The organism is Streptomyces sp. 15-116A (assembly GCF_025290915.1).
Lineage (GTDB): Bacteria > Actinomycetota > Actinomycetes > Streptomycetales > Streptomycetaceae > Streptomyces.
This window is the reverse complement of record NZ_JAOCQE010000050.1, coordinates 19,252-31,595: the sequence shown is the minus strand read 5'-3', so window position 1 is coordinate 31,595 and position 12,344 is coordinate 19,252. Positions and strand designations below refer to the sequence as shown.

General features: G+C 70.2%; 10 protein-coding genes and 1 pseudogene. 6 read left to right on the top strand and 5 right to left on the bottom strand.

Translation table 11 applies throughout. From position 1 onward, the window contains the following. The 4 genes and pseudogenes from N4P33_RS11930 to N4P33_RS11915 all read left to right on the top strand — a co-directional run. Positions 1-132 (top strand): ATP-binding protein (locus N4P33_RS11930; protein ID WP_399029281.1); only part of this gene is annotated, 132 nt, incomplete at its 5' end. A 5-nt stretch (positions 133-137) separates the two neighbouring features. Next, a pseudogene (locus tag N4P33_RS11925) lies at positions 138-1,091 on the top strand (export associated protein); the annotation flags it as partial. Between the two features lie 297 nt (positions 1,092-1,388). After that, entirely contained in the window at positions 1,389-2,390 is a 1,002-nt protein-coding gene (locus N4P33_RS11920) for a TerC family protein (RefSeq protein ID WP_260826339.1), read from the top strand. 78 nt (positions 2,391-2,468) lie between these two features. Beyond that, entirely contained in the window at positions 2,469-3,569 is a 1,101-nt protein-coding gene (locus tag N4P33_RS11915) for a calcium:proton antiporter (RefSeq protein WP_260826338.1), read from the top strand. Here the strand turns inward: N4P33_RS11915 and N4P33_RS11910 are convergent. Both N4P33_RS11910 and N4P33_RS11905 read right to left on the bottom strand, forming a co-directional pair. After that, a complete protein-coding gene (locus tag N4P33_RS11910) occupies positions 3,559-4,836 on the bottom strand; it encodes an MFS transporter (protein WP_260826337.1) in 1,278 nt (425 codons plus the stop codon). The genes N4P33_RS11915 and N4P33_RS11910 overlap by 11 nt on opposite strands. A gap of 108 nt (positions 4,837-4,944) precedes the next feature. Next, positions 4,945-5,991, bottom strand: a complete 1,047-nt coding sequence (locus tag N4P33_RS11905) for a S66 peptidase family protein (protein ID WP_260826336.1) — start codon at positions 5,989-5,991, stop codon at positions 4,945-4,947. A gap of 113 nt (positions 5,992-6,104) precedes the next feature. Between N4P33_RS11905 and aroQ the strand changes: the two genes are divergently transcribed. Next, positions 6,105-6,578, top strand: a complete 474-nt coding sequence (gene aroQ / locus N4P33_RS11900; protein WP_260826335.1) for a type II 3-dehydroquinate dehydratase — start codon at positions 6,105-6,107, stop codon at positions 6,576-6,578. 44 nt (positions 6,579-6,622) lie between these two features. Here the strand turns inward: aroQ and N4P33_RS11895 are convergent, their stop codons facing one another. Together N4P33_RS11895 and N4P33_RS11890 are read right to left on the bottom strand one after the other, a co-directional pair. Continuing rightward, positions 6,623-7,279 (bottom strand): MBL fold metallo-hydrolase, encoded by a 657-nt coding sequence (locus N4P33_RS11895; RefSeq protein ID WP_260826334.1) that lies wholly within the window; start codon positions 7,277-7,279, stop codon positions 6,623-6,625. 101 nt (positions 7,280-7,380) lie between these two features. Beyond that, entirely contained in the window at positions 7,381-8,070 is a 690-nt protein-coding gene (locus tag N4P33_RS11890; protein WP_260826333.1) for a maleylpyruvate isomerase family mycothiol-dependent enzyme, read from the bottom strand. 224 nt (positions 8,071-8,294) lie between these two features. Here N4P33_RS11890 and uvrA point away from each other — a divergent pair, with 224 nt between their 5' ends. Beyond that, positions 8,295-11,216, top strand: a complete 2,922-nt coding sequence (gene uvrA, locus N4P33_RS11885) for an excinuclease ABC subunit UvrA (RefSeq protein WP_260826332.1) — start codon at positions 8,295-8,297, stop codon at positions 11,214-11,216. 173 nt (positions 11,217-11,389) lie between these two features. Here uvrA and N4P33_RS11880 read toward each other — a convergent pair whose 3' ends face one another. Then, on the bottom strand, positions 11,390-12,328 hold the full coding sequence (locus N4P33_RS11880) for a carbohydrate kinase (protein ID WP_260826331.1): 939 nt from the start codon (positions 12,326-12,328) through the stop codon (positions 11,390-11,392). Between the last annotated feature and the right edge of the window lie 16 nt (positions 12,329-12,344).

Sequence of the window (12,344 nt, the reverse complement as noted above, 5' to 3'; positions counted from 1 at the left end):
CCGCCGGCCGGCGCGGGCCTCGGCCTCGCCATCGTCCGCGGCATCGTGGAGGCTCACCGAGGCACCACCACCGTCCACAACGTCGCCGGCGGCTGCCGCTTCGAGGTACGGCTACCGACGGCGGAGGGCTGAACAGCGTCCGCGGCCAGGGCGACGCGGCGCGCGAGGCCGCCCGCGCCCGGCACGCCCAGCTCGTCGACCAGGCCCGCGAGGCCCTCGACCGGGACATCGCCCAACTGGTGGCCGAGGCCGAGGTGGTCGAGCCCGCGCTGCCGCCGGCGTTCGCCCGCTGGGACAACCCCGTCTGGCACGGCTACCGGGTGCCGATGGAGATACCGATGGCGCTGCGCCTCGGCGATCTGCATCTGCCGGAGGCCGACCGGGTCCGCATCCCGATGCTGCTCAGGCTGCCGCTGGAGCGCGGACTGTGGATCGACAGCGGACGGGCCGACTCGATCGACGGCTCGTTCCACGACTCTCACGACATGCGCCGCCTCGCCATGGACACGGCGGTCGCGCACGCGGCTCGGCTGCTCGCCGTCTATCCGGCCGGCGAGTTCACTGTCCACGTCATCGACCCGGCCGGGTCGGGTGCGCAGTCGCTGACCCCGCTGACCCAGACCGGAGTGCTGGCCGCCCCGCCCGCGCAGGGCGCGGCGGGGGTGGCGGACGTGCTGGGCAGGCTCACCCAGCGGGTCGACCTGGTGCAGATGGCGCTGCGCGGCGGAGCGCCCGACGCGCTGCCGCCCGGCTTCGACACCTCCCAGCAGCTGCTGATCGTCAACGACTTCCCGCACGGCTTCGACGACCGGGCCGTCAACCAGCTGCGCTACCTCGCCGACGAGGGGCCCGCGGTCGGTGTGCATCTGATGATGGTCGCCGACCGCGAGGAGTCCGCAGGCTACGGCCCGCTGCTCGACCCGCTGTGGCGCTCGCTGCTGCGGCTGACACCGGTCGCCGACGACCATCTGGCCGACCCCTGGGTCGGGCACGCCTGGACGTACGAGCCGCCGCTCGTGCCGCCGGGCAGCCAGGTGCTCCAGCAGGTGCTCACCCAGGTGGCGGCGGCCCGCCGCGCCTGGAACCGCTGACGGCCGCCCCCCGAAGCCGCCTCGCCCAAGCGTATGTAAAGCCACTCTGACCTGCATCTTTGTGTCTTTCTTTACTTTGCTCTTTACCAATCCTTGGTGATTGGGGTACTGTTCTTGGCACGGAGGGGAGTACTCCCTGTCTGTGCGGCGACCCCGTCAATACGGATCAGGCCAGATCCCGGGGCGTCGGCCCGAGGGCCCTGCCCGGCGCTGTCACGCGCCGAGGGCCCGGGTGGAAGAGACCTCCGGCAGCGACGACGCTGACATTTGCCGTGTGACGTATCTGCCGGAGGCGCAGTGGATGTTTCCCTGACCCTGTGGGTCCTGACGATCGTGGGCCTGTGCGCCCTGATCGCGGTCGACTTCTTCATCGGCCGCAAGCCGCACGACGTATCCATCAAGGAAGCGGGTATCTGGACCGGCGTCTGGATCGCCCTGGCCGTGCTCTTCGGGCTCGGCCTGCTGGTCTTCGCCGGAGGCCAGCCCGCCGGTGAGTTCTTCGCCGGCTTCATCACCGAGAAGTCGCTGAGCGTCGACAACCTCTTCGTCTTCGTCCTGATCATGGCGAAGTTCGCGGTGCCGTCGCAGTACCAGCAGCGAGTCCTCCTCATCGGGGTCCTCATAGCCCTGGTGCTGCGCGCCATCTTCATCGCCGCGGGCGCCGCGATCATCGCCAGTTTCTCCTGGGTCTTCTACCTCTTCGGTGCCTTCCTCATCTGGACCGCCTGGAAGCTCATCCAGGAGGCCCGTGCCGAGGAGCACGACGAGGAGTACGAGGAGAACAAGCTGCTCAAGGCCGCCGAGCGCCGCTTCGGCGTGGCCGACCAGTACCACGGCACCAAGCTGTGGATCCAGCAGAACGGCAAGCGGGTCATGACCCCGATGCTGGTCGTGATGCTCGCCATCGGCACCACGGACGTGCTGTTCGCGCTCGACTCGATCCCCGCGATCTTCGGCCTCACCCAGGACCCGTACATCGTGTTCACGGCGAACGCGTTCGCCCTGATGGGTCTCAGGCAGCTGTACTTCCTCATCGGCGGCCTGCTGAAGAAGCTGATCCACCTGTCCTACGGACTGTCGATCATCCTCGGCTTCATCGGCGTCAAGCTGGTGCTGCACGCGCTGCACGAGTCGGGGGTCCACGTCCCCGAGATCAGCATCCCCGTCTCGCTGGGCGTGATCTGCTCCGTCCTGATCGTCACCACCATCACCAGCCTCCGTGCCTCGCGGAAGCAGGCGGAGGCCGAGGCGGCGCAGGGCGGGACCGAGGACCCCGACAGGAAGAGCGTCGACGTCTGACCCCCCGACGCCCGACCGTGGCTCACGGGCCCCGCACGAACAGGTGCGGGGCCCGTTCCCGTCTGCGACGATCGCTGCATGATCGACCGGCTCAGGCCGCTCATGGCGCAGTGGACGACCCTGGTGCCGCTGCTCGCTGCCGTCCTGCTGATCCTGACCTGGGGACGCGATCTGCCCGGCGGGATCGTGGCGGTGGTGACCCTGGTCCTCGCCGGAGCCGTGCTCGCGGCCGTGCACCACGCCGAGGTGGTGGCGCACCGGGTCGGTGAACCCTTCGGTTCGCTGGTCCTCGCGGTCGCCGTCACCATCATCGAGGTGGCACTGATCGTCACGCTGATGGCCGACGGCGGCGACAAGAGCGCGACACTCGCCAGGGACACCGTCTTCGCCGCGGTGATGATCACCTGCAACGGGGTCGTCGGACTGAGCCTCCTGGTCGCCTCCCTGCGCCACGGCACCGCCCTCTTCAACCCCGAGGGCACGGGCGCCGCACTCGCCACGGTCGCGACCCTGGCCACCCTCAGCCTGGTACTGCCGACCTTCACGACGAGCAAGCCAGGCCCGGAGTTCTCCTCCGTGCAGCTCACCTTCGCCGCGGTCTCCTCGCTGACCCTGTACGGCCTGTTCGTGGCGACCCAGACCGTGCGGCACCGCGACTACTTCCTGCCGATCACCCGGCAGGGCGAGGTCATCACCGCCGAGGAGCACGCCGAAGCCCCCTCCGCCCGCACGGCACTGATCAGCCTGGGACTGCTGGGCATCGCCCTGATCGGTGTGGTCGGTCTCGCCAAGGGCGTCTCGCCCACCATCGAGTCGGGCGTGGCGGCGGCCGGGCTGCCGCACGCCGTCGTCGGTGTGATCATCGCGCTGCTGGTCCTGCTCCCCGAGACCATCGCGGCGCTGCGCTCCGCCCGCCGCGACCGCGTGCAGACCAGCCTCAATCTCGCGCTCGGCTCGGCGATGGCCAGCATCGGACTGACCATCCCCGCGGTCGCCCTGGCCTCCCTCTGGCTCTCCGGACCGCTGGTCCTGGGCCTGGGCAACACCCATATGGTGCTGCTCGCCCTGACCGTGGTGGTGAGCGGGCTGACCGTCGTCCCCGGCCGGGCCACCCCGCTCCAGGGCGGAGTGCATCTCGTGCTGTTCGCGGCCTATCTGGAACTGGCGATCAACCCGTAGCCGCGACCGGCTCCGTCGCCCCGGCCGGCACCGGACGCGTCTCGGGCAGCAACGCGAAGCAGCCCAGGCTCAGCAGCGCGATCCCCGTCAGATACGCCCCCACCCCCCACGGCACCCGCCCGCCCTGCTCGGCCAGCGCCGTCGCGGCGAGCGGCGTCAGGGCGCCGCCGATGACCCCGCCCAGGTTGTAGCCGACGGCTGCGCCCGTACAGCGGACGCGTGGCTCGTACAGCTCCGGCAGATACGCGGCGATCACCGCGAACATCGTGATGAACGCCAGCATCGCCCCCAGGAAGCCGACGAACATCGGCAGCGCGTCCCCGGTGGCGAGCAGGGCGACCATCGGGAACATCCACAGGGCCGCCGCCGCGCATCCGGCCAGACACAACGGCCGTCTGCCGTAGCGGTCGCCGAGCAGCGCCATCACCGGGGTGAGCGCCCCCTTCACCGCCACCGCCGCCATGATGCAGGTCAGCGCCACGGACCGGCTCACCCCGAGACGGTCCGTCGCATAGGCGAGCGACCACGTCGACACGGAGTAGAAGATCGCGTACCCCACCGCGAGTGCCCCGCCCGTCAGCAGCACCAGCCGCCAGTGATCGCGGATCACCTCCGCGAACGGCACGCGCGCGTGGTCGTCGATCTCCAGGAAACGGGGACTCTCCGCCAGCGACGAGCGCAGCCACAGCCCCACCAGCGCCAGCACCCCCGCCGCCCAGAACGGCACCCGCCACCCCCACTGGGCGAACTGAGCCTCGGACAACGCCGCCGACAGCCCCAGCACCACACCGTTGGCCAGCAGAAACCCCAGCGAGGGCCCGACCTGCGGAAAGCTCGACCACAGCGCACGCCGCTCCGGCGGAGCGTGCTCCGCGGTCAGCAGCACCGCCCCGCCCCACTCGCCGCCGAGCCCGAGCCCCTGCAGGAACCGCAGGACGAGCAGCAGCAGGGGAGCGAGCACACCGATCGCGTCGTACGTCGGCACACACCCCACCGCGACCGTGGCGCCGCCGGTCAGCAGCAGTGAAGCCATGAGGACCGGCCGGCGTCCGTGCCGGTCCCCGATGTGCCCGAACAGCACCGACCCCAGCGGACGCGCGACGAAGCCCACGCCGAACGTGCCGAACGCGGCCAGCGTCCCCGCCAGCGGCGAGAACGTCGGGAAGAACAGCGGCCCCAGGACCAGAGCGGCGGCCGTCCCGTAGACGAAGAAGTCGTAGAACTCGATCGCTGTCCCCATGAGGGACGCGGTCGCGAGCCGCCGCATGGACGGTGGGGTCGGCGGAGACGGGCATTTCACGGAGGGTTGATCACGCACACCGGATCAACTACCCACCGTGATCGCGCGTTACGGGGGCGCACGGTGGTGCGCGGATCAGTACGTGACCGTGATGCGCCGGGCGGGCCCGTCGACACGGACGAGGCCGCCGTAGGGGATCACCAGCTGCGGATCCGTGTGGCCCAGGTCGACGTCGAAGACCACGAGCAGGTCCGGGGCGTAGGCGCGCACCGCGCGCAGCACGGCCTCCCGCTGCTCCGAGGCGTAGGCCGCGGCCTCCTCAGGGGTGTGGGGCCGGTCGAAGGACCAGGTCTTGGCCCGCCCCATCAGCAGCGCCGAGAAGCGTCCTAGCAGCCCTCGCTCGCCCATGTTGCGCAGCGTCCAGAACACCTCCTTTGCACTCGGCATCTCCTCGGACGTCTCCAGGAACAGCACCCCGCCGTCGTACTCCGACAGATCGGACGCCACCCCGCGGCCGGCCATCAGCAGCCAGCCGACGATCTCCAGACAGCCGCCCCAGGTGCGGCCCTCGACCACCCGGTCGGCGTTCACCCACGTCCAGCCGTTGCCGGGCCGGGTTTCGGGTTCCTCGGCGAAGGTCGCAGGATCCGCCCAGTCGCCGTCGACATCACGCCAGCGCTCCGCGGGCCGCAGCTCGTACTCGTCCGAGGTGAACAGCGCCGCCCGCAGGGAGTCTGCGGTCCGCGGGTGCATCGCCCCGGGGCGGCCCAGCTCCACCATGACGCTCGCGCCGTGATAGCCGACGATGCCCGTCTCGCGCAGAAACGCGAGCAGATTGGTGTTGTCGCTCATCCCGAAGAACGGCTTCGGATGCGCGCGGATCAGCTCCCGGTCCAGCAGCGGCACCACGGTGATCTGGTCGTCGCCACCGATCGACGCCATCACCGCCTTGATGTCCGGGTCGGCGAAGGCGGCGTGAATGTCGTCGGCCCGCTGCCGCGGCGTCGAGCCCATGGTCCGGGTGGCCGGGTACTCGACCGGTTCGAGCCCGTAGTCCTTGCGCAGCCGCTCCAGCCCGAGTTCGTAGGGCAGCGGAAAGAGGCCGGGCAGACCGGACGAGGGGGAGATCACGGCGATGCGGTCGCCCGGGACCGGCTTCGGCGGATACGAGATGATCGTCATGCCGGGAAGGCTAGGAGCGGACATCCGGTCGACGCACCGTGATAAACCGTGAACAGCAAGTGCTCCCGACACCCCACCCCATCCCGCCCCGAACGGACCGGAGGAACCGCACCGTGCCCCGCAGCCTGGCCAACGCCCCGATCATGATCCTCAACGGCCCCAATCTGAACCTGCTCGGCCAGCGTCAGCCCGAGATCTACGGCTCCGACACGCTCGCCGACGTCGAGACGATGTGCGTCAAGGCGGCGGCCGCGCACGGCGGCACGGTGGACCTCCGGCAGTCCAACCACGAGGGTCAGCTGGTGGACTGGATCCACGAGGCGCGGCTGAACCACTGCGGCATCGTGATCAATCCCGGCGCCTACTCGCACACGTCCGTGGCGATCCTGGACGCCCTCAACACCTGCGACGGGCTGCCCGTGATCGAGGTGCACATCTCCAACATCCACAAGCGCGAGGAGTTCCGGCACCACTCGTACGTCTCGCTGCGCGCCGACGGCGTGATCGCGGGATGCGGGGTCCAGGGCTATGTGTTCGCGGTGGAGCGGATCGCGGCGCTGGCCGGTGCGGGCCAGGCCGAGGCGTAAGGGCCGACGTAAGGACTGACCTCAAGGCGCACGGTCCTTACCGGTCACCAGCCCCGCGCGTGCCACTCCGGCAGATGCGGGCGCTCCGCGCCCAGCGTGGTGTCGTCGCCGTGTCCCGGGTAGACCCAGGTCTCGTCGGGCAGTGCATCGAAGATCTTGGTCTCGACGTCATGGATCAAGCTGGCGAACGCCTTCGGATTGTTGTGGGTGTTGCCCACACCGCCCGGGAAGAGACAGTCCCCGGTGAACACATGCGGATGCCCGTGCGGGTCGTCGTAGATCAGGACGATCGAGCCGGGTGTGTGCCCGACCAGATGCCGCGCGGTGAGCTCGACCTGCCCCACGCGGATGACGTCCCCGTCGTCCACCAGGACATCGGTCGGCACCGGGATGCCCTCGGCGTCCTCCCGGCCCGCGTAGGTACGGGCGCCGGTGGCCGCCACGACCGCGCCGAGCGCCTGCCAGTGGTCGGCGTGCCGGTGGGTGGTGACGACGGACGCGATGCCGTCGTCACCGATCGTGCCCAGCAGGGTGTCCGCGTCGTTGGCCGCGTCGATCAGCACCTGCTCGTCGGTGGCCCGGCAACGCAGCAGATAGGCGTTGTTGTCCATGGGGCCGACCGCGATCTTGGTGATCATCAGGTCCTTGAGCTCGTGCACGTCGGCTGGGCCGCCGACCGTCACCCGACCGCTGTACGTCATGGCCGTCAGCCTATAGCGGCAACGGCGCGCGGTCGTGCGGTCGGCGCCAACACGGCAGCCGGCGCGGACCGATAGGACAAGCCGCTCACCGCGAGGCCCGGCTACAGCGGCGGCAGCACCGGAAGCGCCCCGCCCTTCACCCGCAGCCCGGATCCGTCACGGCGGCCGGCGAGCCAGCCGAGCAGGTCGGCGGCCGGACCCTCGACCAGCACCGGGCCGCCCTCCGCTCCGCCCCCGGTGGTCCAGGAGCGGCCGTCCTCGGCGACGAGGTTCGTCTCGGGCACGTCCTGATGCCCGGAGAACCGCCGCGCCAGGAAGTCGATCTCCCGCTCGGTGAACTCCTCCGGCAGATCCTCCAGCTCGTAGCCGATACCGAGATCCACGTGGTGCAGCTCCACCTCCACCCAGCGCCGGAACGGCACCCGGGCCGCGCGGTCGGTGACGCCGTTGCGCAGCTCCACGACGCGCGACCAGTCCTGAGGTGCCCGGCCCGCCTCCTGGAGGCGCTCCGCGCTCTCGCGCACATCGGCGAGCTGCTCGTCGAGCGGGCGCGGGGCACCGGCCTCGATGTCCGCGTCCCGGGCCTCGCCGGAGACGTACATGGGCCGCCCCTCGAGGACGTTCACCAGCGCGTCCGCGTTGCGGGCGAGATGGGCCAGGACATGGCCCCGGGTCCAGCCCGGCAGCCGTGACGACTGGGTCACAGCCGCGTTGTCCAGGGCGCCGACGGCGGCGAGCAGCCGCTCGGTCGCGGTGTGTACAGACGCCAGGTCATGAGCGTGATCAATCATGGTGCTGACCCTAGTCGTGCCACACCTTCGGGTGAAGGTGGTGAAGCAATGCCGTAAATCGAATGCACGTGCTATATGGTCGGGGGTGGCGTCGGGCATGCTGGAGAGCCGGGGTTTGTTGTCAACCCGTGAATCCGACCGGCGTTGTCAGTGGCTCCCCCTAGTCTGAGAAAGCACGGGGGCCCCGCCCCTGTCACTTCTCTGAAAGAAAGGTGCGGACCGGCGTGGCCGACCGTCTCATCGTCCGTGGAGCGCGCGAGCACAACCTCAAGAACGTCTCGCTCGACCTCCCGCGCGACTCGCTCATCGTCTTCACGGGCCTGTCGGGGTCGGGCAAGTCCTCGCTGGCCTTCGACACGATCTTCGCCGAGGGGCAGCGGCGCTACGTGGAGTCGCTCTCCTCGTACGCGCGGCAGTTCCTCGGCCAGATGGACAAGCCGGACGTCGACTTCATCGAGGGCCTGTCCCCGGCGGTCTCCATCGACCAGAAGTCGACCTCGCGCAACCCGCGCTCCACGGTCGGCACCATCACCGAGGTCTACGACTATCTGCGTCTGCTCTTCGCGCGCATCGGCAAGCCGCACTGCCCCGAGTGCTCCCGGCCGATCTCCCGCCAGTCGCCGCAGGCCATCGTCGACAAGGTCCTGGAGCTGCCGGAGGGGAGCCGCTTCCAGGTGCTGTCGCCGCTGGTGCGCGAGCGCAAGGGCGAGTTCGTCGACCTCTTCGCCGACCTGCAGACCAAGGGCTACTCCCGCGCGCGGGTGGACGGCGAGACCATCCAGCTCTCCAACCCGCCCACGCTCAAGAAGCAGGAGAAGCACACCATCGAGGTGGTCGTCGACCGCCTCACGGTGAAGGACAGCGCCAAGCGCCGCCTCACCGACTCCGTGGAGACCGCCCTCGGGCTGTCCGGCGGCATGGTCGTGCTCGACTTCGTCGACCTCCCCGAGGACGACCCCGAGCGCGAGCGCATGTACTCCGAGCACCTGTACTGCCCGTACGACGACCTGTCGTTCGAGGAGCTGGAGCCCCGCTCGTTCTCCTTCAACTCGCCCTTCGGCGCCTGCCCCGAGTGCACCGGCATCGGTACGCGCATGGAGGTCGACCCGGAGCTGATCGTCCCCGACGAGGAGAAGTCCCTCGACGACGGCGCCATCCACCCGTGGTCGCACGGCCACACCAAGGACTACTTCGGCCGGCTGATCGGCGCCCTCGCCGACGCGCTCGGCTTCCGCACGGACATCCCCTTCGCCGGCCTGCCGCAGCGCGCCAAGAAGGCCCTGCTGTACGGCCACAAGACCCAGATCGAGGTCCGCTACCGCAACCGCTACGGCCGCGAACGCCGGTACACCACCGCCTTCGAGGGCGCCGTCCCCTTCGTCAAGCGCCGGCACAGCGAGGCCGAGAGCGACGCCAGCCGCGAGCGCTTCGAGGGCTATATGCGCGAGGTGCCCTGCCCCTCCTGTGAGGGCACGCGCCTGAAGCCGGTCGTCCTCGCCGTCACGATCATGGGCAAGTCGATCGCCGAGGTCTCCGCGATGTCCATCAGCGACTGCGCGGACTTCCTGGGCGAGCTCAAGCTCACCGCCCGCGACAAGAAGATCGCCGAGCGGGTGCTCAAGGAGGTCAACGAGCGGCTGCGCTTCCTGGTCGACGTCGGCCTGGACTACCTCTCGCTCAACCGCGCCGCGGGCACCCTCTCCGGCGGCGAGGCCCAGCGCATCCGCCTGGCCACGCAGATCGGCTCCGGCCTCGTCGGCGTGCTCTACGTCCTGGACGAGCCGTCCATCGGCCTGCACCAGCGCGACAACCACCGGCTGATCGAGACCCTCGTCCGGCTGCGCGACATGGGCAACACCCTGATCGTCGTCGAGCACGACGAGGACACCATCAAGACCGCCGACTGGATCGTCGACATCGGCCCCGGCGCCGGTGAGCACGGCGGCAAGGTCGTCCACAGCGGCTCCCTGAAGGAGCTGCTGGCCAACGCCGAGTCGCAGACCGGGCAGTACCTCGCGGGCAAGAAGTCCATCCCGCTGCCCGACATCCGCCGCCCGATCGACCCGTCCCGGCAGCTCACGGTGCACGGCGCCCGCGAGAACAACCTCAAGGACATCGACGTCTCGTTCCCGCTCGGCGTCTTCACCGCCGTCACGGGTGTCTCCGGGTCCGGCAAGTCCACCCTGGTCAACGACATCCTGTACACCCACCTGGCCCGCGAGCTGAACGGGGCCCGCGCGGTCCCCGGCCGGCACACGCGCGTGGACGGCGACGACCTCGTCGACAAGGTCGTCCACGTCGACCAGTCGCCCATCGGACGCACCCCGCGCTCCAACCCGGCCACGTACACCGGTGTCTTCGACCATGTGCGCAAGCTGTTCGCCGAGACCACCGAGGCGAAGGTGCGGGGATACATGCCCGGCCGTTTCTCCTTCAACGTCAAGGGCGGCCGCTGCGAGAACTGCGCGGGCGACGGCACCATCAAGATCGAGATGAACTTCCTCCCGGACGTCTACGTCCCGTGCGAGGTCTGCCACGGCGCCCGCTACAACCGGGAGACCCTGGAGGTCCACTACAAGGGCAAGTCCATCGCCGACGTCCTGAACATGCCGATCGAAGAGGCCATGCACTTCTTCGAGGCGGTCCCGGCGATCTCCCGCCACCTCAAGACGCTCAACGACGTCGGTCTCGGCTACGTCCGCCTCGGCCAGTCGGCGACCACCCTGTCCGGCGGCGAGGCGCAGCGCGTGAAGCTCGCCAGCGAGCTCCAGAAGCGCTCCACCGGCCGCACGGTCTACGTCCTGGACGAGCCGACCACCGGTCTGCACTTCGAGGACATCAGCAAGCTGCTGAAGGTCCTCTCCGGCCTGGTCGACAAGGGCAACACGGTCATCGTCATCGAGCACAACCTCGACGTGATCAAGACCGCCGACTGGGTCGTCGACATGGGCCCCGAGGGCGGCGCGGGCGGCGGCGTCGTCGTCGCCGAGGGCACGCCCGAGCAGGTGGCGGGAGTTCCGGCCAGCCACACAGGCAAGTTTTTGCGGGAGATCCTGCAGCCGGAGAAGATCAGCGATGCTGCCGGTCCGGCCAAGAGGACGGCGAAGAAGACCGTCGGGCGCCGGAAGGCGGCAGCCAAGCGGTAGGCAGGCGGCTGAGGTTCGGCGCATCCCCGCTGGGGCGGGGAGCACATGCGGTCAGCGCCGAGGATCTCCCGAAGGAACGGACCATCCCCGCTTTAGCGGGGAAGCTCAGCACGCCTGCCACGAAAGGCAACGATCGAGGCCGTGTGGGAGTCACGGTGCCAGTGGACCACAGGTCACCGGGGCAACGGCCGCTCCCCCGGGGCAGGCGGTTCCATCTCGTGCGCGTACGGCGGTTCCGCCCCCGCACGGGAGCAGGTGATCGCCGCCGCGCGTGCGGCGAAGCCCAGCAGGTCCGTCCAGCCGTCGGCGCCCAGCGCGGCCACCTTCTCCTTGCTGAGCGCGTCCCGGACCGCCAGCCCATGCAGGAGGGCGGCGTTCACCGTGTCTCCCGCCCCGATGGTGTCCACCACCGTGACGCGCTCACCGGGCACGGAGTAGACGGAGCCGTCCGCGGTGAACGCGGTCAGCCCGTCGCCGCCCTGGGTGATCACGACCGCCGCCGGACCGGCCGCCAGCCACTCCTGCGGATTCCCGCCGAGCCACTCGGCGTCCTCCGCGGACAGCTTCACCAGCGACACCGACGGCAGCCAGCCGCGGAACCGGGCCCGGTACGCGTCCGGATCCGCGATCAGCCCTGGCCGGATGTTGGGGTCCAGCGCCGTGAACACGCCTCGCGCGGACGCCTCGCGCAGCAGCGTCTCGTAGGCGCTCGCCCCCGGCTCCAGCACCAGTGAGCAGGTGCCGAAGGACACCGCGCGGGTGCCGGGCGGCAGCGCGTCGGGCGCCGTGAACAGCCGGTCCGCGGTGCCCTCGACGTAGAAGGAGTACGCGGCCGAGCCGTCCGCGCCGACCGTGGCGACGGCCAGCGTCGTGGGCTCGTCACCGCGCTGCACCGCCGACACGTCCACGCCGGTCGCGCGCAGCCGGTCCAGCAGGGCCTCACCGAAGGCGTCCCGGGAGAGCCGGGAGCAGAAGGCGGTGGGGCTGCCCAGGCGCCCCAGGGCAACCGCCGTGTTGAAGGGCCCGCCGCCGAGCGCCGGTGTGAGCGCCGCCAGCGCCCCCGCCCCCTGCGGGACCAGATCGATCAGGGCCTCACCGGCTACGACGATCACTGGGAGTTCCTTTCTC

Bases quoted from the DNA above. Each gene is read 5' to 3' on its own strand.
- N4P33_RS11915 (WP_260826338.1), top strand. From the start codon at position 2,469: ATGATCGACCGGCTCAGGCCGCTCATGGCGCAGTGGACGACCCTGGTG.
- N4P33_RS11910 (WP_260826337.1), bottom strand. From the start codon at position 4,836: ATGCGGCGGCTCGCGACCGCGTCCCTCATGGGGACAGCGATCGAGTTC.
- N4P33_RS11905 (WP_260826336.1), bottom strand. From the start codon at position 5,991: ATGACGATCATCTCGTATCCGCCGAAGCCGGTCCCGGGCGACCGCATC.
- N4P33_RS11895 (WP_260826334.1), bottom strand. From the start codon at position 7,279: ATGACGTACAGCGGTCGGGTGACGGTCGGCGGCCCAGCCGACGTGCAC.
- N4P33_RS11890 (WP_260826333.1), bottom strand. From the start codon at position 8,070: ATGATTGATCACGCTCATGACCTGGCGTCTGTACACACCGCGACCGAG.